At 68.3% G+C, this 20,932-nt stretch carries 20 protein-coding genes; 8 read left to right on the top strand and 12 right to left on the bottom strand.

What is annotated here, in order from left to right; genetic code table 11:
- Nucleotides 1-8: 8 nt before the first annotated feature.
- From ACFE6Z_RS04530 to sufB, 6 genes are all read right to left on the bottom strand, one after another.
- Nucleotides 9-1,172 (bottom strand): MalY/PatB family protein, encoded by a 1,164-nt coding sequence (locus tag ACFE6Z_RS04530; protein ID WP_375384473.1) that lies wholly within the window; start codon nucleotides 1,170-1,172, stop codon nucleotides 9-11.
- Between the two features lie 82 nt (nucleotides 1,173-1,254).
- Nucleotides 1,255-1,584 carry a metal-sulfur cluster assembly factor gene (locus ACFE6Z_RS04535; RefSeq protein ID WP_375384474.1) on the bottom strand — a complete coding sequence of 110 codons (330 nt, stop codon included), beginning with the start codon at nucleotides 1,582-1,584 and terminating at the stop codon, nucleotides 1,255-1,257.
- 9 nt (nucleotides 1,585-1,593) lie between these two features.
- Nucleotides 1,594-2,382, bottom strand: a complete 789-nt coding sequence (sufC, locus tag ACFE6Z_RS04540; RefSeq protein WP_375384475.1) for a Fe-S cluster assembly ATPase SufC — start codon at nucleotides 2,380-2,382, stop codon at nucleotides 1,594-1,596.
- A gap of 14 nt (nucleotides 2,383-2,396) precedes the next feature.
- Nucleotides 2,397-2,723: a non-heme iron oxygenase ferredoxin subunit gene (locus ACFE6Z_RS04545; protein ID WP_375384476.1), complete on the bottom strand. Its 327-nt coding sequence runs from the start codon at nucleotides 2,721-2,723 to the stop codon at nucleotides 2,397-2,399.
- Nucleotides 2,720-3,964: a Fe-S cluster assembly protein SufD gene (sufD, locus tag ACFE6Z_RS04550; RefSeq protein ID WP_375384477.1), complete on the bottom strand. Its 1,245-nt coding sequence runs from the start codon at nucleotides 3,962-3,964 to the stop codon at nucleotides 2,720-2,722. Before sufD ends, ACFE6Z_RS04545 begins: the two co-directional genes overlap by 4 nt.
- Nucleotides 3,965-3,999: 35 nt before the next feature.
- A complete protein-coding gene (gene sufB, locus ACFE6Z_RS04555) occupies nucleotides 4,000-5,448 on the bottom strand; it encodes a Fe-S cluster assembly protein SufB (RefSeq protein WP_375384478.1) in 1,449 nt (482 codons plus the stop codon).
- A gap of 261 nt (nucleotides 5,449-5,709) precedes the next feature.
- On the opposite strand from sufB, the gene ACFE6Z_RS04560 reads away from it, so the two are divergent.
- Nucleotides 5,710-6,702, top strand: a complete 993-nt coding sequence (locus tag ACFE6Z_RS04560; RefSeq protein WP_375384479.1) for a heme A synthase — start codon at nucleotides 5,710-5,712, stop codon at nucleotides 6,700-6,702.
- Nucleotides 6,703-6,837: 135 nt separating this feature from the next.
- On the top strand, nucleotides 6,838-7,341 hold the full coding sequence (locus ACFE6Z_RS04565; RefSeq protein WP_375384480.1) for a hypothetical protein: 504 nt from the start codon (nucleotides 6,838-6,840) through the stop codon (nucleotides 7,339-7,341).
- Nucleotides 7,342-7,535: 194 nt separating this feature from the next.
- On the opposite strand, the gene ACFE6Z_RS04570 is transcribed toward ACFE6Z_RS04565, so the two are convergent.
- Both ACFE6Z_RS04570 and ACFE6Z_RS04575 read right to left on the bottom strand, forming a co-directional pair.
- A complete protein-coding gene (locus ACFE6Z_RS04570; RefSeq protein ID WP_375384481.1) occupies nucleotides 7,536-8,420 on the bottom strand; it encodes an endonuclease domain-containing protein in 885 nt (294 codons plus the stop codon).
- A gap of 356 nt (nucleotides 8,421-8,776) precedes the next feature.
- Entirely contained in the window at nucleotides 8,777-9,703 is a 927-nt protein-coding gene (locus ACFE6Z_RS04575) for a heme o synthase (protein WP_375384482.1), read from the bottom strand.
- Between the two features lie 234 nt (nucleotides 9,704-9,937).
- Between ACFE6Z_RS04575 and tkt the strand changes: the two genes are divergently transcribed.
- From tkt to pgl, 6 genes are read left to right on the top strand one after another with little or no spacing between them, the layout of a single operon-like run.
- Nucleotides 9,938-12,034, top strand: a complete 2,097-nt coding sequence (gene tkt / locus ACFE6Z_RS04580; protein WP_375384483.1) for a transketolase — start codon at nucleotides 9,938-9,940, stop codon at nucleotides 12,032-12,034.
- Nucleotides 12,031-13,149: a transaldolase gene (gene tal, locus ACFE6Z_RS04585; protein ID WP_375384484.1), complete on the top strand. Its 1,119-nt coding sequence runs from the start codon at nucleotides 12,031-12,033 to the stop codon at nucleotides 13,147-13,149. The genes tkt and tal overlap by 4 nt, the downstream gene beginning before the upstream one ends.
- Nucleotides 13,146-14,786: a glucose-6-phosphate isomerase gene (locus ACFE6Z_RS04590; RefSeq protein WP_375384485.1), complete on the top strand. Its 1,641-nt coding sequence runs from the start codon at nucleotides 13,146-13,148 to the stop codon at nucleotides 14,784-14,786. Before tal ends, ACFE6Z_RS04590 begins: the two co-directional genes overlap by 4 nt.
- 3 nt (nucleotides 14,787-14,789) lie before the next feature.
- Nucleotides 14,790-16,340, top strand: coding sequence for a glucose-6-phosphate dehydrogenase (gene zwf, locus ACFE6Z_RS04595; protein WP_375384486.1), 1,551 nt, complete (start codon nucleotides 14,790-14,792; stop codon nucleotides 16,338-16,340).
- On the top strand, nucleotides 16,337-17,290 hold the full coding sequence (locus ACFE6Z_RS04600; RefSeq protein ID WP_375384487.1) for a glucose-6-phosphate dehydrogenase assembly protein OpcA: 954 nt from the start codon (nucleotides 16,337-16,339) through the stop codon (nucleotides 17,288-17,290). The genes zwf and ACFE6Z_RS04600 overlap by 4 nt, the downstream gene beginning before the upstream one ends.
- Nucleotides 17,283-18,074: a 6-phosphogluconolactonase gene (pgl, locus tag ACFE6Z_RS04605; RefSeq protein WP_375384488.1), complete on the top strand. Its 792-nt coding sequence runs from the start codon at nucleotides 17,283-17,285 to the stop codon at nucleotides 18,072-18,074. Before ACFE6Z_RS04600 ends, pgl begins: the two co-directional genes overlap by 8 nt.
- Before the next feature lie 160 nt (nucleotides 18,075-18,234).
- On the opposite strand, the gene ACFE6Z_RS04610 is transcribed toward pgl, so the two are convergent.
- From ACFE6Z_RS04610 to ACFE6Z_RS04625, 4 genes are all read right to left on the bottom strand, one after another.
- Nucleotides 18,235-18,591, bottom strand: coding sequence for an RNA polymerase-binding protein RbpA (locus ACFE6Z_RS04610; RefSeq protein ID WP_375384489.1), 357 nt, complete (start codon nucleotides 18,589-18,591; stop codon nucleotides 18,235-18,237).
- A 1-nt stretch (nucleotide 18,592) separates the two neighbouring features.
- Nucleotides 18,593-18,841, bottom strand: coding sequence for a preprotein translocase subunit SecG (gene secG / locus ACFE6Z_RS04615; RefSeq protein WP_375384490.1), 249 nt, complete (start codon nucleotides 18,839-18,841; stop codon nucleotides 18,593-18,595).
- A gap of 67 nt (nucleotides 18,842-18,908) precedes the next feature.
- Entirely contained in the window at nucleotides 18,909-19,721 is an 813-nt protein-coding gene (tpiA, locus tag ACFE6Z_RS04620) for a triose-phosphate isomerase (RefSeq protein ID WP_375384491.1), read from the bottom strand.
- On the bottom strand, nucleotides 19,718-20,932 hold the full coding sequence (locus ACFE6Z_RS04625) for a phosphoglycerate kinase (protein ID WP_375384492.1): 1,215 nt from the start codon (nucleotides 20,930-20,932) through the stop codon (nucleotides 19,718-19,720). The genes tpiA and ACFE6Z_RS04625 overlap by 4 nt, the downstream gene beginning before the upstream one ends.

Here is a 20,932-nt window from a genome sequence, read left to right on the forward strand (position 1 = left end):
TTTGACGGTCAGGCCCGAGCTGCGAGGCCACCGACACGTGCGAGCGCTTCGCGCAGCACGTCGGGATCGCAGGCGAAGTTGATCCGGACGTGACCGGTACCCTCCGCGCCGAACAGAGGCCCGTGGTGCAGGGCGACTCTCGCGTCGCGTCGGATCGTGGGAGCGGGGTTATCGCCCCATCCGTACGCCGACACATCCACCCACGCCAGGAATCCGGCATCCGGCGGCAGGAAGCGGGCCCGCGGGAGATGCTCGGCGACGAGTGCGGTCAGCAGCGCCCGGTTGTCCGCCAGCGCCGCCATCAGACCGTCGTGCCACTCATCGCTCTCCGGCGAGAAAGCCGCGACGTTCGCCATCGCTCCGAACAGACCCGTCCGCCACTCGACCTCCCATGGCAGGGTCCGCAGCACCGCTGCCTGGGGATCAGCGCCCGCGACCATCACCGCGCACTTGAGGCCGGCGAGGTTGAAGGTCTTGCTCGCACTCGTCACGGCGTAGCCGATCCGTGCTGCCGCTGCCGACGCGGCCAGGAACGGGGTGAAGGCGGCGGGGTCGTAGGCGAGCGGCCCGTGGATCTCGTCACTGATGACGGTGGCTCCGGCACGCTCGGCGATGTCGGCGAGTGCTGCGAGGGTCGCGCGGGGGTGCACGGTGCCCGTCGGATTGTGCGGGTTGCAGAGCAGGACGGCGCGCGCCCCAGCGGCCAGAGCAGCCTCGATGCCATCGAGGTCGAGGTGGAAACCCGCGTCGGTGCGCACCAGCGGTACGCGCTCGACGATTCCCCCCGCCTCTTCCACCGTGTCGAAGAACGGGGGGTAGACGGGCGTGGTGACGACGACCCGGTCGCCCGGAGCGATCACGAGGCGCAGGATCTCGACGATGCCCATCATCACGTCACCGGTCCAGAACACGTGCTCCGGCTCGATGGTCCACGCGAGGCGGCGCTGCGCGAAACCGACGAACGCGTCACGGATGCCCGGATCCGGGGGCGTGTAGCCCGTGTCGCCGAGCTCGACCGCACGGGCGAGCACCCGGGTGATCGCCGGAGCGAGGCCGTAGTCGGTCTCGGCGACGAACATCGGGATGACGTCGGCGGGATACTTCCGCCACTTCGTGCTCGAACGCTGGCGGAGCTCGTCGATCGGCAGGGCCTGCAGCGGGGTAGCACTCACCTTTTCAGGCTATCCGCGGAGGGCGCCGCCGTTCGCGCCAGCCGTCACACGGCGTCGTCAGCGGGCGGGGTCGGGGGTGCCGTCAGATCGCGAAGCCGAGCGCCCGCATCATGTCGCGACCGTCGTCGGTGATCCGTTCGGGGCCCCACGGCGGCATCCACACCCAGTTGATGCGGAATCGGTCGACGACGTTGTCCAGTGCCTGGGCGGTCTGCTCCTCGAGCACGTCCGTGAGCGGGCAGCCGGCGCTGGTGAGCGTCATGTGGATCACGAGGGCGTCGTTCTCGTCGTCCCACGCGAGGTCGTAGATCAGGCCCAGGTCGACGACGTTGATCCCCAACTCCGGATCCATCACGTCTTTGAGCGCTTCGGTGACCTCGTCGAACTTGTCGGGTGCGAGCGTTGCGGTCATGTAACGATCCTACGCGTCCGCGCCGACAGCGGGCTCGGGGTCGACGACGGGCTCGAGGAAACGGTCGTACCCCTCGTTCTCGAGGCGTTCGGCGAGCTCGGGTCCGCCCTCCTCGACGATCCGTCCGGCCACCATCACGTGCACGAAGTCGGGGTGGATGTAGCGGAGGATGCGCGTGTAGTGCGTGATCAGCAGCACACCGAGGTTGGTCTGCTCCTTGGCGCGATTGACACCTTCCGAGACGATCTTCAGCGCGTCGACGTCGAGACCGGAGTCGGTCTCGTCGAGCACCGCGATCGACGGATGCAGGAGCTCGAGCTGAAGGATCTCGTGGCGCTTCTTCTCACCGCCCGAGAAGCCTTCGTTGACGTTGCGCTGGGCGAACTTCGGGTCCATCCGGAGGTTCTTCATCGACTGCTTGACGTCTTTGGTCCAGGTCCGGATCGAGGGCGCCTCACCGTCGATCGCGGTCTTGGCCGTGCGCAGGAAGTTCGTCACCGTCACACCGGGGATTTCGACCGGGTACTGCATCGCCAGGAACAGTCCGGCGCGCGCGCGCTCGTCGACCGTCATCGCCAGGACGTCTGCACCGTCCAGCGTGATCGTGCCGCTCTGAACCTGGTATTTGGGGTGACCGGCGATCGTGTACGCGAGGGTCGACTTGCCCGACCCGTTCGGTCCCATGATCGCGTGGGTCTCACCCGTGCGGATCGTGAGCGACAGGCCGTTGAGGATGGGCGTGGTTCCGGCATCCGTCTCGACCGTCACGAAGAGGTCGCGGATTTCAAGGACTGGCATTCGGGCTTCCTTCTTCAGAGCTCTTTGAGGACGGCGGGGTCGATGAGGACGTCATCGCCGTCGATGGTGACCGCGTAGACCGGGACCGGTTCGTACGCGGGGAGGTTGAGTGGCTGGCCGGTGCGCAGCGAGAACGCCGAGCCGTGTGCCCAGCATTCCAGCGTGTCGTCGTCGACGAACCCTTCGGACAACGACACGTCGCCGTGCGTGCAGACATCGCCGATCGCGTGGACCTCTCCGTTCGAGTCGAGCACGACGGCAATCGCGACACCGCCGATCTCGACGCGACGGGCTTCGTCCTGCTGGAGCTCGCTGAGCGCGCACGCGCGGGTGGCGCTCATGCCGCCGCCGCCGGGGTCAGCTCCGCCTCGATGGCGGCGCTCAGTTCTTCTTCGAGCGAGGGGATGCCGAGCTTCTGCACGATCTCGGCGAGGAATCCACGGACGACCAGGCGTCGCGCCTCCTCCTCCGGGATCCCGCGCGCCTGCAGGTAGAAGAGCTGCTCGTCGTCGAAACGGCCGGTCGCGCTGGCATGACCCGCGCCACGGATGTCGCCGGTCTCGATCTCGAGGTTCGGGATCGAGTCCGCGCGCGCGCCCTCGGTGAGCACCAGGTTGCGATTGGCCTCGTACGAGTCTGTGCCGGTCGCGTCCGGGCCGATCAGCACATCGCCGACCCACACCGTCCGCGCACCCGCGCCCTGCAGCGCGCTCTTGTAGAGCACGTTGCCGCGCGTCTGGGCGCCCTTGTGGTGGAGGTAGACCTGGCTCTCGAGGTGCTGCCCGGCGTCGGCGAACGAGAGACCGTAGATCTCGGCATCCGAACCGGCTCCGGCGAGCTCGATCGACGGGTTGAGCCTGACAACGGCGCCACCGAGGCTGACGACGATGTGACGCAGGTGCGCGTCACGATCGACACGGGCCTGATGGGATGCCGCGTGCACGGCGCCGTCCGCCCACTCCTGCACCGTGACGACAGTGAGGTGGGCGCCGTCGCGCACGATGATCTCGACGTTCTGCGCGAGAAGAGCATCGCCGCGATGACGCAGCAGCACGGTGCCGCGCGAGTTCGGTGCGGCTTCGATCACGATGTGGCTGTGCGCCACAGCGGCGGGGGCGGTGACATCGATCTCGACGGGCGCCGTGAGCTCGACCGACTCGGGGATGCGCACGTGGAGCGCGGACGGCGTGTGCGTCCACGCCGCCGCGGCGATCACGTCCTCGGGGGTGAACACGTCGCCGCGCGGGCTCTGGCCGATCGCGAGGGTGCCCTGGAAGACGTCTTGACCGCCGCTCAGGGCCATGCCTACAGCATCCGCCGCGGCGTCGTCATCGGCACCGGCGTCCGCGAAGAGCGGAGCGAGCCGGGCCACCGGGGTGTGGGTGAAATTCACCTCGCGCCCGGTGGGCGCGCCGAAGTCAGCGGGGTCGTACGAGCGAGGGCGCTCCGACCGGGTCTGTACGGGAACGAAGCCGCCGTCCGTGTGGGCACCGTCGTTGTGTGAACCGTCGCTGTGGGCGGTGCTGCCCGCGACGGTCACCCCCGACGGTGTCGTGGCCGGGGCTTGGGTGAGCGACGCCATTCAGCCCACAATTCCGTTCATCGCGAAAGCGATCATTATCCGACGCTGCCTTCCATTCCCATCTCGATGAGCTTGTTCAGTTCCATGGCGTACTCCATCGGCAGTTCACGGGCGATCGGCTCGATGAAGCCTCGGACGATCATGGCCATCGCCTCGTCCTCGGGCATTCCTCGGCTCATGAGATAGAAGAGCTGTTCCTCGCTGACCTTCGAGACCGTCGCCTCGTGGCCGAGCTGCACGTCGTCGACGCGGATGTCGATCGAGGGGTACGTGTCGGAGCGCGATTTGGTGTCCACCAGTAGCGCGTCGCACCGCACGGTGTTCGCGGAGTGATGAGCATTGGCCTCGACGCGGACCTCGCCGCGATACCCGGCACGACCGCCGCCACGGGCGATCGACTTCGAGACGATCGAGGACTGCGTGTAGGGCGCCATGTGGATCATCTTCGCGCCGGCGTCCTGGTGCTGGCCGGGGCCCGCGAACGCGACCGAGAGCGTTTCGCCCTTGGCGTGCTCGCCCACGAGGAAGATCGACGGGTACTTCATCGTGACCTTGGAGCCGATGTTGCCGTCGATCCACTCCATGGTGGCGCCCTCATGCGCGATCGCGCGCTTGGTGACGAGGTTGTAGACGTTGTTCGACCAGTTCTGAATCGTCGTGTAGCGCACGCGGGCGTTCTTCTTCACGATGATCTCGACGACCGCCGAGTGCAGCGAGTCGCTCTTGTAGATCGGGGCCGTGCAGCCCTCGATGTAGTGCACGTACGAGCCCTCGTCGGCGATGATCAGCGTGCGCTCGAACTGGCCCATGTTCTCGGTGTTGATGCGGAAGTAGGCCTGCAGCGGGATCTCGACGTGCACGCCCTTCGGGACGTAGACGAACGACCCTCCCGACCACACCGCGGTGTTCAGCGCCGCGAACTTGTTGTCGCCGGCCGGGATGACGGTGCCAAAGTACTCTTCGAAGAATTCAGGATGCTCACGCAGTGCCGTGTCCGTGTCCATGAAGATGACGCCCTGGGCCTCGAGATCCTCACGGATCTGGTGGTAGACGACCTCGGACTCGTACTGGGCGGCCACACCGGCGACGAGGCGCTGGCGCTCGGCCTCGGGGATGCCGAGCCGCTCGTACGTGTTGCGGATCTCCTCCGGCAGGTCTTCCCACGACTGGGCCTGCTTCTCGGTGGAGCGCACGAAGTATTTGATGTTGTCGAAGTCGATGTCGCTGAGGTCGGCACCCCAGGTGGGCATCGGCTTGCGCTCGAAGAGCTGCAGGCCCTTCAGGCGGTTCTTCAGCATCCACTCGGGTTCGGATTTCAGCCCCGAGATCCCGCGGACGACGGCTTCGCTGAGCCCGCGCTTGGCGATGGCTCCTGCGGCGTCGTCATCGTGCCACCCGAACTCGTACTGGCCGAGACCGGCGAGCTCGGGTCGATCGATGAGCACATCAGACGCAGGCACTTCAGAAACGATCGTTTCAGACATGGTCACACTCTCCTCTGGGCCGCAACGGTGTCATCCGCCCCGACATTCCTGAACTCATGGTGAAGTCACCGTGAGGAGAACGTCGCTGGTGGGCCCTCTCAAGTGGCGCCGTCTTGCGCGCCTACACTGTCAGTGATGCGAAACGCGCACCGCGCGCTGCATCCCGAACCCCTTGATTCTACAGGTTCCGCTCCCCCACCGGGGGTCGCGAAGCCGCCTCCGGCCTCGTCCTGGAGGGCATTCCCAGGAGGCACAGACGCGATGTCCGCGCAACCGACAGCATCCTCCCGACCCGGCATCGGCCGCCGACTGTGGCTGTGGTTGCCCGCAGCGGTCGACCGCCGCGTCATCGTCGCCGCCTGGGCGACCCTCGTCGTCCAGATCGGGATCGTCGACACCGGTGGACTCGTGCGCCTCACCGGCTCGGGATTGGGCTGCCCGACGTGGCCGCAGTGCACCGAGGATTCGCTCATCGCGACGCCCGAGATGGGCATCCACGGCATCATCGAATTCACGAACCGGTCGCTCACCTTCGTCCTGGCCATCGTCGCGATCGCCACGTTCGTGCTGGTGCTGCGGATGCGCCGCGCGCGGCGCGACCTGTTCTGGCTGGCGCTCCTGGTCGGGCTGTACATCCCGGTACAAGCCGTGCTGGGCGGGATCACCGTCCTCACCCGGCTGAACCCCTACGTCGTCGGCCTCCACTTCTTCGCCTCCGTCCCCCTCGTGGCGATCGCGACGGCGCTCGTATGCCGCGTCTACGCGAAGCCGGGTCCGCGAGTGCGGGGCGTGGCCCGGTGGTATGCGATCACCGCGCACGTCACGAGCGCGGTCGTGCTGATCACCGTGATCGTCGGCATCCTCGTCACCGGATCGGGCCCGCACGCCGGAGACAGCGCCGCGTCGCGCAACGGATTGAACCCCGAGTTCATGCAGCACGTCCACTCCTGGCCCGCGTATGCGACGCTCGCCCTGACCGTGGTGCTCCTCGTGGGCGCATGGCGCACGCCTCCGGCGCTGCGCCTCACGCTCTGGGTAGGGCTTCTGCTGGCGGTCGAACTCCTCCAGATCGCCGTCGGGCTCTGGCAGGCGCGATTGGGGCTGCCGATCGTTCTCGTCAACATCCACATGGTCCTCGCGATGATGCTGGTCGCGGCGATGACCACCGTCGTGATGCACCTGAAGCTTCCCGTGCCCGTCGCCGACGTGATCCTGGCGGCCGACGACGGTCAGGATGCGCGCGCCGTCCGTTGAACGGGAGTGCGATCCCGCCCGGATTGTAAACTCATAGCCAACTCATGGGCGACGCACACAGCGCGCTCGGACTGACCGACCAGGCTTGCGGATGCCGCGGCTCCCGCGGTGCCCGACATCCAAGGAGATTCCCTCATGTCCACTAGTCCCGCCACGACCGCCGGCCGTCGCCCGGCCCTGCTGCGGAGCATCCCGTTCTGGATCCTCCTGGTGGGCTCCCTCGCCAGCGCGATCGTCGGCATCTGGCTCATCCTCGACAAGATCTCGACGATGACCTCGACCCTGACCGATGGTTCCGCCACCGGCGTCGAGGTCTACGCCGGTCAGTCCTGGGTGATCGTGGGCGGCGTGTTCCTCGCCGCGGGCCTCTTCGGGCTCTTCATCGTCCTCGCGCTCGCCGTCGCCCGCTCGTTCGTCCCGACTCCCGCCGTCGAGGCGATCGAGCTCATCGAGTGGAACGATCAGGACGACGCCGCCGACACGGCATCCGTCCTCGGCTCCACCGCTGCACCCACCGTGGCAGCCACCGCCGAGCCGGCCGCCGATGCGACCGCCGAGCCGGCCGCGCCCGCTGCTGCCGAGGCTCCGGTCGAGGCCGAGGCGCCGGTGGAAGCGCCGACCACCACCCCCACGCGCTGATCGCGACGACAGCGGCCCGCCCCTCCGGGGGTGGGCCCCTGTCGTTTGTGCGGCTGGCTGCCCTGCCGTGCCAGAGATCTGCACGACTTCGGAGATCTGCGCGACTTCGGTCGCGCGTCCGCGATTGAGCACCGAGGAACTGCAGATCTCCGAAGTTGTGCGAACGCCGACGTACGACCCCCACCGTCGCAGGCTCATTTCCGGACAAGATGAAGCCCCTGCGCGACCGCCTGCATGATCGTCTCCTGCACCAACGGCCAGTCGTCGATCACCTGCTGATATCCGAATCGTAGGACGTGGTATCCGAGCAGCATCAGCGCGGCATCGTGGGCGATGTCGCTCGTGCGCTGATCGCCGACGTGGTGGCCTCCGTCGAGCTGGACCGCCAGCCGATCGCCGATGAGAACATCCACGCGGTGCCCGGCGATCCACGTCTGGACGAGCATCCGCACACGGAGCCATCGGAGGCGATCGACGAAAATGGTCTCGAGCCCCGAATCGCGGTACGGCCTCATTTCGGCGAGCATCCGGGCCGCGGCGCCGGTGAGCGGCAGCCGCGACATCTGGGCGAGGTCGATCATGCCTTTGCTGAGCGCCGACTCCCAGACCGCGAGCGCGGCCTCGCGCGGCCGGCAGTACGCGATGAGCACGAGCGCGTTCGTGAGCGAATCGAGCAGCTGATCAGGATGCCGGGGCACCATCGGCGCCGACCAGTGCACCGTTGCGCGCTCCGACTTGCCAGCAGCTCCGTGAGGGTCGGCGGCCACATGGCATCGATCATCGTCGAGCACCCAGAGGCCCATCCTTCGCGCCAGGGTCACGCAGGACAGGACGACGCCCGACCTCGCTGCGGCGACGAGCTCAGCATCCGCTCCCGGCAGAGATACCCAGTCGCGCCGGATGCGGACGAGCGCTCCGCGCGCCAGCGCGAGCGCCACGGTGTGCCGCGAGTGACCCTGGTCGTGCAGATGGCTCAGCCTCGCGACACCCTCGCGTTGCTCGACCGCCGCGATCAGGGCGCGGTCAGCGGCCCGCCGCCGCTCGGCGGAGGCCTGTTCGGTGCGCGAAACCGTCGTCATGCCTCGATGGTCGCCTGCGCGGTGCCGCACTGCAGCGCCGAGGCATCAGGTGGTGGATAAACTCCGGCACGGCCCGGCTCGGGAGGACTCGAATGGCCCGCAGTCCTTGCACGACCTCGGAGATCTGCACGACTTCGGGAATCTGCACGACCTCGGGAATCTGCACGACCTCGGGAATCTGCACAATCTCGGGGATCTGCACGACTTCGGCCGAGCGCCCGGCGATTCGCACCGAAGAACGGCAGATCACCGAAGACGTGCGGCGGCCGCCGCCGCGATCAGACGCGCGACTCAGACGCGCGACTCAGGCGCGCGACTCAGACGCGCGACTCAGGCGCGCGACTCAGGAGGGCAGCTCAGAACGGCAGCAGCGGGTCGACCGCGATGGCCACGAACAGCAGTGTCAGGTACGTGATCGAGGCGTGGAACACCCGCATCGGCCGGGGCTCAGTGCCCTGGACGGTGCGGCTGTACAGGCGGTGCGACTCGTAGATGAACCACCCGCCGAACACCAGCGCCGACACGGTGTAGACCAGGCCCATGGATGCCACGGGGATGAGCAGAAGCGAGCACGCCACCGTCGCCCACGCGTAGAGGATGACCTGGAGGCCGACCTGCGAGCCGCTGCGGGTGGCCCCGAGCATCGGCACGTCGACGCCTTCGTACTGGTCCTTGTACTTCATCGACAGCGGCCAGTAGTGCGGCGGAGTCCACAGGAAGACGAGCGCGAACAGGATCATCGGCGTCCACGACAGCGACCCGGTGACGGCCGACCAGCCGATCACCACGGGGAAGCAGCCTGCGATCCCGCCCCACACGATGTTCTGCTCGGTGCGGCGCTTGAGGAGCATCGTGTAGATGACGACGTAGAAGAAGATCGCGCAGGCCGACAGCACGGCGGCGAGCCAGTTGGTCGTCAGCCACAGCCAGACGGTGGAGACGGCCGCGAGCGTCCACGCGAAGATCAGCGCGGAACGCGGCGAAATCTCGCCGGTCACCAGCGGCCGATTGACCGTGCGCTGCATGTGCGCGTCGATGTCGCGGTCGAGGTACATGTTGAACGCCGCCGCCGATCCGGCGCTAAGCGAACCGCCCACCACCGTCGCGAGTACGAGCCACACGTTCGGAAACCCGCCCTGAGCGAGGATCATCACCGGCACGGTCGTGACCAGCAGCAGCTCGAGCACGCGGGGCTTGGTCAGTGCGACGTAGGCGCGGATCGTCCGCCCGAGCGAGCGCTCACCGGTCTGGACGGGGAGGCGAGACGTCGCTGCGATGTCCATCGTCCCCCGAATCCTGCGCGTGCCCAGACGTGTTCAGTCTAGGGCATCGCTTCGGCCCGACCGTTCCGTCGAGCACGCGTCGGGGCGTCATACGGCGGCATCGCACCCGCCCGGCAGCATGCCCCTTCGCTATGCTGGAAAGACACGCGCGCCCGTGCGCCGATCCCCCTTCCTCCTCGTGTCGAGGGCCGCGGACCGGCTCTGGCCGGGCGCTCCCTGACGAAAGGCGGCCGGGTGTCGGATCTGCAGTGGGATGAAATCGATAGGCGCGCGGTGGACACGGTCCGCGTGCTCGCGGCGGACGCGGTGGAGAAGGTCGGCAACGGCCACCCCGGGACGGCCATGAGCCTCGCTCCTGCCGCCTACCTGCTGTACCAGCGGGTGCTGCGGCACGATCCGTCCGACCCGCACTGGCTCGGCCGCGACCGCTTCATCCTGTCGGCGGGGCACTCCTCGCTGACCCAGTACATCCAGCTGTACCTCGGCGGCTTCGGCCTCGAGCTGAGCGACCTCGAAGCGCTGCGCACGTGGGGCTCGAAGACCCCTGGTCACCCCGAGTACGGGCACACCGACGGCGTCGAGATCACGACCGGCCCGCTGGGTCAGGGGCTGTCGTCGGCGGTGGGCTTCGCCTACGCGTCGCGGTACGAGCGTGGACTGTTCGACCCGGATGCTGCGGCCGGCACGTCTGTGTTCGACCACTTCATCTACGTGATCGCCGGCGACGGCGATCTGCAGGAGGGCGTCACCTCCGAGGCGTCGAGCCTCGCCGGCCACCAGCAGCTCGGCAACCTCATCGCGATCTACGACTCGAACCAGATCTCGATCGAGGACGACACCAACGTCGCCTTCACCGAGGACGTCGCGAAGCGCTACCAGGCCTACGACTGGCACGTGCAGACGGTCGACTGGAAGAAGACCGGCCAGTACGTCGAAGACGCGCAGGAGCTGTACGCCGCGATCGAGGCCGCCAAGGGCGTCACCGACAAGCCGTCGCTCATCATCCTCAAGACGATCATCGGCTGGCCGTCGCCCGGCAAGCAGAACTCCGGCAAGATCCACGGCTCGGCGCTCGGCGCCGACGAGCTGAAGGCCACGAAAGAGGTGCTCGGCTTCGACCCCGAGCAGAATTTCGTCGTCGCCGAAGACGTGCTCGCCCACACCCGTGAACTGGTGGCGCGCGGTGCGCAGGAGCACGCCGAATGGCAGAAGGCGTTCGACGCCTGGGCCGCGGCGAACCCCGAGCGCAAGGCGCTCCTCGACCGCGTCGAGGCCAAGGAGCTGCCGGCCGACATCGCCGACGCGCTCCCCGTGTTCGAAGCCGGCAAGGACGTCTCGACGCGTGCTGCATCGGGCAAGGTCATCAACGCCCTGGCCGCCGAGCTCCCCGAGCTCTGGGGCGGCTCGGCCGACCTGGCCGAGTCGAACCTCACGACGATCACCGACGGCAGGTCATTCATCCCGACCGAATGGTCGACCCACGAGTGGTCGGGCGACCCCTACGGCCGGGTGCTGCACTTCGGCATCCGCGAGCATGCGATGGGGGCGATCCTCAACGGCATCAAGCTGCACGGACCGACCAGGCCCTTCGGCGGCACGTTCCTCATCTTCAGCGACTACATGCGTCCTCCGGTGCGGTTGGCGGCCCTGATGAACATCCCCACGGTGTTCGTGTGGACGCACGACTCCGTCGCCCTCGGCGAAGACGGACCGACGCACCAGCCCGTCGAGCAGCTCGCGACGCTCCGCGCGATCCCGAACTTCACCCTCGTGCGCCCCGCGGACGCGAACGAGACCGCGGCGGCGTGGCTCGAGATCCTCCGCCGCAACGACGGGCCCACCGGCATCGCGCTCACCCGGCAGAACCTCCCGACGTTCGCGCGCGGGACGGGCCCGGCATCCGGAGACACCTTCGCCTCGGTCGACAACGTGCGCCGCGGCGCCTACGTGCTGGCCGACGCCGCGAACGGCGACCCCGACGTGATCCTGATCGCCACCGGCTCGGAGGTGCAGCTGGCGGTCGCCGCCCGCGAGACCCTCGCCGCCGAAGGCGTGCAGGCCCGCGTCGTGTCGGCGCCGTCGCTGGAATGGTTCGACGAGCAGGATGCCGCGTACCGCGAGTCGGTGCTGCCCCAGGCGGTCACCGCCCGCGTGTCCGTGGAGGCCGGCATCGCCCTCCCCTGGCGCGGGCTCATCGGAGACCGGGGACGAAGCGTCTCCATCGACCACTTCGGCGCGTCCGCCGACTACAAGACCCTGTTCGAGAAGTTCGGCATCACCGCCGGCGCGGTCGTCCAAGCGGCACGCGAGACCCTGAAGGAGAACGCATGAGCACCCCGACCGCAGCCCTGTCCGCAGAGGGCGTCAGCATCTGGCTGGACGACCTGTCGCGACAGCGCATCATCACCGGCAATCTCGCCGACCTGATCGCCACCCGCAACGTCGTCGGTGTGACGACCAACCCGACCATCTTCGCCGGGGCACTCTCCAAGGGCGAGGCGTACGAGGGCCAGGTCGCCGTCCTCGCGGGGCGCGGCGCGAGCACCGATGAGGCGATCTTCGAGATCACCACCGACGACGTGCGCGCAGCATCCGATGTCTTCCGTCACGTCTTCGACGAGACCGGCGGCGTCGACGGCCGCGTGTCGATCGAGGTCTCGCCCGATCTCGCCCACGACACCGACGCGACGATCGCCCAGGCCAAGGAGCTGTGGGCCACGGTCGACCGCCCCAACGCGCTCATCAAGATCCCCGCGACGAAGGCAGGCCTGCCCGCCATCACCGCGGTGATCGCCGCCGGCATCTCGGTCAACGTCACGCTCATCTTCAGCCTCGAGCGCTACGCGGCGGTGATCGACGCCTACCTATCGGGCGTCGAACAGGCCAAGGCCGCCGGCATCGACATCTCGACCCTGCAGTCGGTCGCCTCGTTCTTCGTGTCGCGCGTCGACACCGAGGTCGACAAGCGGCTGACCGCGATCGGCACCCCCGAGGCCGAGGCGCTCAAGGCCAAAGCCGGCCTGGCCAATGCCCGCCTCGCTTACGAGCTGTTCGAGCGCGAGTTCGCGACGGATCGTGCGAAGGCGCTGACGGATGCCGGGGCCACCGTGCAGCGGCCGCTCTGGGCCTCGACCGGCGTCAAGGACCCAGCTCTCCCCGACACTCTGTACGTCACCGAGCTGGTGGCGGCGGGAACAGTCAACACGATGCCCGAGAAGACGCTCGAGGCCACGTTCGATCACGGCGAGATCACGGGTGACACCATCACCGGCAACTACGCCGACGCGCACGACGTGTTCGACAAGCTGGCAGCGGCGGGCGTCGACATCGCCGATGTCACCCAGGTGCTCGAGGACGAGGGCGTCGAGAAGTTCATCGCATCGTGGCACGAGCTGCAGGCGACGGTCACGGCAGCCCTGCAGGGCGCTCTCGAGACCGCCAAATGAGTTTCGACATCCACCTGACCGGTCACGTCAAGTCGGTCGTGGAGGCGACGCTGCCAGGCCTCGTCGCCGATCTGGTCGCCTCGGGGATCACGGCGGGCGATTCGTCGCTCTGGGGTCCGGCCGCCGAGGCCGAGGCCGCCCAGCGCCTCGGCTGGGTGCAGGCCGTCACGGTCTCGCGGCCGCTCGTCGCCGAGATCGAGGCGCTCCGCGCCGAGCTCGTCGCACGTCAGGTGACGCGCGTCGTGCTGGCGGGGATGGGCGGATCATCGCTCGCTCCCGAGGTCATCGCGCAGACGGCCGGCGTTCCCCTCGTCATCCTCGATTCGACCGCACCCGGCCAGGTGCTCGCGGCGATCGACGGTGACGCCGAGGGCGGCGGACTCGAGCGCACCGTGCTCGTCGTGTCGTCCAAGTCGGGTTCGACCGTCGAGACGGATTCCGCCAAGCGCGCCTTCGAGGCCGCCTTCCGCGATCTCGGCATCGATCCGATCGAGCGGATCGTCGTGGTCACCGACCCCGGCTCGCCGCTGGATGTCGCGGCTCGTGCCGACGGGTATCGCGTGTTCAACGCCGACCCCACCGTCGGCGGCCGCTATTCGGCGCTCACCGCCTTCGGACTCGTGCCCGCGGGCCTTGCCGGTGCCGACATCTCCGAGCTGCTGGACGAGGCGGAGGCGACGCTCCTCGAGGTCGCCATCGACAGTCCCGAGAACCCCGCGCTCGTGCTGGCCGCGGCGATCGCCGGTGGCCACAGCAGCGATGGAGCACCGTCCCGGCGCGACAAGCTCGGCCTCATCACCGACGGTACGCACATCATCGGCCTGCCCGGCTGGATCGAGCAGCTCGTGGCCGAATCGACGGGCAAGCAGGGCACCGGCATCCTTCCCGTCGTCCTGCTTCCGGTCTCGCCCGAGCTGGAGACCAAGCCCGCCGATCTGCAGATCGTGCGGCTGGTCGACGAGGCTGCGCGCTTCCACCTGTTCGAGCACCACGAGGGCGAGGTGCTCATCAGCGGCTCGCTGGGCGCCCAGCTGCTCGTCTGGGAGTACGCGACGGCGATCGCCGGTCGGATGCTCGGCATCGACCCGTTCGACCAGCCCGACGTCGAGGCGGCGAAGGTGGCCACCCGCGCGCTGCTGGACGCACGCCCCGCGCCGACCGCTCCCGCCTTCTCGACGGACGGCGTCGAGGTGCGCGTCTCCGATCCCGCACTGGCGGCATCGGGAACCGTCGCCGGCGTACTTGATGCCCTGTGGGCCCTGGTTCCGGCTGACGGCTACGTCGCCATCCAGGCCTACGTCAACCGTCTCGACCTGCCGCAGCTGCAGGGTCTGCGCGAACTCGTCGCGGCCGATTCGGGGCGCCCCACGACCTTCGGCTGGGGACCGCGTTTCCTGCATTCGACCGGTCAGTACCACAAGGGGGGCCCGGCGAACGGCGTGTTCCTGCAGATCACCGAGCGCACCGACGTCGATCTCGAGATCCCCGACCGGCCCTTCACCTTCGGTCAGCTGATCGAGGCCCAGGCCGCGGGCGATGCATCCGTACTCGCCGACGGCCACGGCCGACCGGTGGTGACGATCACCCTCACCGACCCGCAGGTCGAGGTGCTCGCGCTCTTCGAGGCGGCGCAGTAGGCCATGGTCGTCGAGATCTCACGCGGACACAATCCGCTCCGCGACCCGGAAGACGGTCGCCTCAACCGCATCGCCGGCCCGAGCGCGCTGGTGATCTTCGGCGTGACGGGTGACCTGTCGCGCAAGAAGCTCATGCCGGCCGTCTACGACCTCGCCAATCGCGGCCTCCTCCCGCCGGGCTTCGCGCTCGTGGGCTTCGCCCGTCGCGACTGGGAGGATCAGGATTTCGCCGAGGTGGTGCACGAGGCCGTCAAACAGCACGCGCGCACCGAATACCGCGAAGAGACCTGGACCCAGCTCCTGCAGGGCATCCGATTCGTCTCCGGCGAGTTCGACAACGCCGAATCGTTCCAGCGCCTTCGCGACACGATCGAGAAGCTCGACGTCGAGCGCGGCACGATGGGCAACCACGCGTACTACCTGTCGATCCCGCCGAAGGACTTCCCGGTCGTCGCCCAGCAGCTCAAGGACTCGGGGCTCGTCGGCGACACCGCCGATGACGACGAGCACTGGCGCCGGGTCGTCATCGAGAAGCCGTTCGGACACGACCTCGCCTCCGCGCGAGAGCTCAACGATGCGCTCCGATCGGCCTTCCCGACCGACTCGATCTTCCGGATCGACCACTATCTCGGCAAGGAGACGGTCCAGAACATCCTGGCGCTGCGTTTCGCCAATGAGCTCTACGAGCCCATCTGGAACCGCAACTACGTCGACCACGTGCAGATCACGATGGCCGAAGACATCGGAGTGGGCGGTCGTGCCGGCTACTACGACGGCATCGGCGCTGCCCGCGACGTCATCCAGAACCACCTGCTCCAGCTCATGGCGCTCACTGCGATGGAGGAGCCGATCAGCTTCGACGCGAAAGAGCTGCGCGCCGAGAAGGAGAAGGTGCTCGCGGCGGTGAAGCTGCCCGCGAACCTCGCCGAGGCCACCGCACGCGGACAGTACGCGGGTGGCTGGCAGGGCGGCGAGAAGGTGCTCGGCTTCCTGGAGGAGGACGGCATGGATCCTCAATCCACGACCGAGACCTACGCCGCCGTCAAGCTCGAGGTCAACACGCGCCGCTGGGCAGGGGTTCCCTTCTACCTGCGGACCGGCAAGCGTCTCGGCCGGCGCGTCACCGAGATCGCGGTGGTGTTCAAGCGCGCTCCGCAGCTGCTCTTCGCCCGCAACCAGACCGAGACGCTCGGCCAGAACGCGCTCGTGATCCGCGTGCAGCCCGACGAGGGCGTCACGATCCGGTTCGGTTCGAAGGTGCCCGGCGCCGCCCTGCAGGTGCGCGACGTCACGATGGACTTCGGCTACGGCCACGCGTTCACCGAAGCGAGCCCCGAAGCCTACGAGCGCCTGATCCTCGACGTGCTCCTGGGCGATCCGCCGCTGTTCCCCCGCCACGAGGAGGTCGAGCTTTCCTGGAAGATCCTCGACCCGATCGAAGAGTTCTGGGCCGACCAGGGCGGTCCGCTCGAGCAGTACTCCCCCGGTTCGTGGGGTCCCCCTTCCGCCGACGAGCTCCTCGCCCGCGACGGCCGAACCTGGAGGAGACCGTGATCGTCGAGCTGCCAGACACCACCATGAGCAAGATCTCGCGCGCGCTCGTGAGCGTCCGCGAGGAGGGCGGAGCGGTCGCGCTCGGCCGCGTGCTCACGCTCATCATCGCCGTGCGCCACGGGGCCGAGGAAGAGGTCATCGACGCGGCGAACGACGCATCGCGAGAGCATCCGATGCGCGTCATCGTGATCATGACGGATGAGCATCCCGATGTCGAACCCCGCCTCGACGCCGAGATCCGCGTGGGCGGCGACGCAGGTGCGAGCGAGGTCGTGGTCCTGCGCGCGCACGGCGCTGCCGCGTCGAACGAGGAGAGCCTCATCACCGGTCTGCTGCTGCCCGACGCGCCCGTCGTGGTGTGGTGGCCCGACCACCCGCCGGAGGTGCCGTCCACGTCCCCACTCGGTCGGATCGCGCAGCGGAGGATCACCGACGCCTCCACGCGCCCGTACCTCCCTGGCCGACTGACCTCGCTCGGCGAGCACCACGCCCCCGGCGACACCGATCTGGCCTGGACCCGCCTCACGCACTGGCGCGAGCAGCTCGCCGCGGTGCTCGACCAGCCGCCGTACGAATCCGTCACCTCGGCCGAGGTGCGCGGCGCGAGCACGTCGCCGTCGACCGCTCTCCTCGCGGCCTGGCTGCGGCTCAAGCTCGACGTGCCGGTGGAGTGGACCTACCTGCCCGCCGACGAGTGGACCGACGGCATCAAGTCGGTGCGGCTCGTGCGTCCGAATGCCGACATCCTGCTGGAGCGCTCGTCGGCCGCGATCGCGTGCCTCACCCAGCCGGGGCAGCCGCAGCACGATCTCGTGCTGCCACGTCGATCGCTGCGCGAATGCCTGGCGGAGGAGCTCCGTCGCCTCGACCCTGACGTGCTGTATGGTCGGGTCATCACCACGGGCTGGGAGCTTCTGGGACCGTCGAGTACACAGGAGACAGATGGCTGAGTTCTTCACCGAGAAGCGCGTGGTCATCAGCCCCGACCCCGCACATCTCGCCGAATCCGTCGCTGCGCGCTTCCTCAAGGTGGTCCTCAAGCGCACCAGCGCCGGTCACACGGTGCACGTCGCGCTGACCGGCGGGACGATCGGAACGGCCGTGCTGGTCGCCGCCGGCAGCAACCCCAAGCGCGAGAGCATCGATTGGTCGCTCGTGCACTTCTGGTGGGGCGACGAGCGCTTCGTCGCCCGCGACTCCGACGAGCGCAACGAGAAGCTCGCTCGAGCAGCGCTGCTCGAGCGGATCGACATCCCCGCCGAGAACATCCACGTGATGGCCTCGACCGACGGAACGCTCGACCTGGATGCTGCGGCCATCGCGTATTCCGACGAGCTCGCGCAGTTCGCCCCGACGGATCGGTCCGAGACGGGCCCGTGGCCCTCGTTCGACATCTGCTTCCTCGGTGTCGGGCCCGACGCGCACATCGCGTCGCTGTTCCCGGACCGTGCCGAGATCGCGATCACCGATCGCGCGGTGGTCGCCGTGCGCGACTCCCCCAAGCCGCCCCCGGATCGCATCTCGCTGACCCGGCCGGTCATCAACTCGTCCGAGCGGGTCTGGATGGTGCTCTCCGGCGTCGACAAGGCCTCGGCGCTCGGGCTCGCGCTCGCCGGCGCGAGCTACCTGAGCGTGCCCGCCGCGGGCGCCAAGGGCCGTTCGCGCACGATCCTGTTCGTGGATGAGGCGGCGGCCGAGAAGGTGCCGCAGGAGCTCATCGACCGGGAGTACTGACCCGGCCCCTGAGCTCCCCTACGGCGGTGGTCGAGCAGGCGCGCCAGCGCCGTATCACGCGGCGGTGGTCGAGTAGGCGCGCCAGCGCCGTATCGAGACCCGTCGACGAACGCACTACGTCGGCCCGAGGGATATCGGTACCGCGCGAAGAACTCGGTGGCTAGATCTGCCCGCGCCGCTCGCGCAACTGCGTCAGCGCGTCGTCGAGAAGCGTCTCGGCCTCTTCCTCGGTGCGACGCTCCTTCACATAGGCGAGGTGCGTCTTGTACGGCTCGGTCTTGGCGAGAGCGGGGGGGTTCTGCTTGTCGCGACCGGCGGGAAGGCCAGAGTGGGGCGAGTCGATCGTGTCGGGGATCTCCTCTTCGGGGATTCCCGCGGAGAAGTACCTGACCGTCTCGTTGCCGAGTGCATCCCAGTATGAGATCGCGATCCGATCGGCGTGGAAGCCGTGATCCTGCTCGCCCATGGGTCCTGCGCCGACGCGTGTACCTCGGATGGCATTGCCTCCTGTGGCCATTTCAGAGGCCCTGGATCTTCGTGATGAGGCCCAGTGCCACGATCGACACGAACCACGCGAGGGCGAGGATGACGGTGAACCGGTTCAGGTTTCTCTCCGCGAGCCCCGAAGAACCCATCGCGGAGGTCATGCCTCCGCCGAACATGTCGGAGAGGCCACCGCCGCGACCCTTGTGCAGGAGGATGAGAAGCGTCAGCAGGAGGCTCGTGATTCCGAGCACCACCCACAGGACGAACTGGATGATATCCACAGTCGTTGAAAGCCTTTCGCTGCGATCCCGCGGATCGCACAAGGGTCAAGTATACGGGCGGACCCGCTCAGACGCCGACGTGCTTCTGGAACCGGATGATCGCGGCGAATTCATCCGCGACGAGGCTCGCCCCGCCCACCAATGCACCGTCGACATCGGGCTCGCGCAGGAAACTCGCGATGTTGGAGGATTTGACCGAGCCGCCGTAGAGCACGCGGGTACGCGCGCCGGCATCCGCTCCGAGCTTCGCCGCGACGACCTCACGGAGCTTCGCGCAGACCTCCTGCGCCTGCTCTGGCGTCGCCGCCTGCCCAGAGCCGATCGCCCAGACCGGTTCGTACGCCACGACGATGTCGGCATCTGCGGGCACGCCCTCGAGGGCGACCTCCAGCTGGCCGACGGGCACGGCGCTGGCACCGAACTTCTCGAGATCTGCCGCCGTCTCACCGACGCAGATGACCGGCACGAGTCCGTGGCGGAGCGCGGCCTGCACCTTCGCCGCCACGACCTCATCCGACTCCGCGTGGTACTCGCGGCGTTCGGAGTGGCCGATGATGACGTACTTCGCGTCGAGCTTCGCGAGGAACTGGCCCGACACCTCACCGGTGTACGCGCCGGAGTCCTTGGTCGAGAGGTCTTGCGCGCCGAGCGCGAACGGAATCTTGTCGGCGTCCAGCAGCGTCTGCACGGTGCGCAGATCGGTGAAGGGCGGGAACAGACCGACCTCGACGCTGTCGCTCTCGTGCTTGGCGTCCTTGAGGGTCCAATGCAGCTTCTGGACGAAGGCGACCGCCTGCAGGTGGTCGAAGTTCATCTTCCAGTTGCCTGCGATGAACGGTGTTCGCCTCTTCTGCGCAGCAGACGAATCGGGAGACGTCACGACCATCCGAGGACCTCCAGTCCGGGGAGTTTCTTACCCTCGAGGAACTCGAGGCTGGCGCCACCGCCGGTGGAGATGTGGCCGAAATCATCGTCGGCGAAGCCGAGCTGGCGAACGGCGGCCGCAGAGTCGCCGCCTCCGACCACACTGAGGCCCTCGACGTCGGTGAGCGCCTGCGCGACCACGCGGGTGCCCTCCGCGAAGGCGGGGATCTCGAACACACCCATCGGGCCGTTCCAGAACACCGTGCGACTGTCGCGGATGACGTCGGCGAAGCGTGCGGCCGTGTCGGGCCCGATGTCGAGCCCGAGTCCGGATGCTCCGAACGGCGTGTCCTGGATCGCATCCGCCGCCGTGACGACGTGCTCCGCGTCGGCGCCGAACTTCGAAGCCACGACCACGTCGGTCGGGAGGATGAGCTCGACGCCGCGCTCCTCGGCGGTCGCCATGTACTGCCTGACCGTGTCAAGCTGATCGGCTTCGAGCAGGCTCGCACCCACCTCGTAGCCCTTCGCAGCGAGGAAGGTGAACAGCATCCCTCCACCGACGAGGATCCGGTCGACCCGCGGCAGCAGGTGCGAGATCACGCCCAGCTTGTCGCTGACCTTCGACCCGCCGAGGACCACGGTGTACGGCCGCTCGGGGTTCTCGGTCAGACGGTCGAGGACGTCCAGCTCGGTCGCGATCAGCAGTCCGGCCGCGGACGGCAGGATCTCGGCGAGGTCGTAGACGCTCGCCTGCTTGCGGTGCACGACCCCGAACCCGTCCGAGACGAGGGCGTCGCCGAGGCCGGCGAGCTCTTCGGCGAACGCGTGCCGCTCCGCGTCGTCCTTCGCCGTCTCACCCGGGTTGAAGCGCAGGTTCTCGATGACGGCCACATCTCCGTCTTCGAGGGCGTCGACGGCCTCCCGGGCCGACTCCCCCACGGTGTCGCGGGCGAAGGCGACCGGCTTGCCGAGCAGCTCCGACAGGCGCTGTGCGACCGGCGCGAGGCTGTACTTCGGATCGGGCGCGCCGTCGGGGCGCCCGAGGTGGGAGCAGACCACGAGGCGGGCACCCTGGTTGATGAGGGCGTTCAGTGTCGGCAGGGATGCTCGCACGCGGCCATCGTCCGTGATGGCGCCGTCCTTCAGGGGGACGTTCAGATCACAACGGACGATGACGCGCTTGCCTGCGAGCGAACCCAGCGAATCCAGGGTGCGCAGTGCCAT

Origin of the sequence: uncultured Microbacterium sp., from assembly GCF_964244775.1 — a bacterium.
GTDB lineage: Bacteria > Actinomycetota > Actinomycetes > Actinomycetales > Microbacteriaceae > Microbacterium.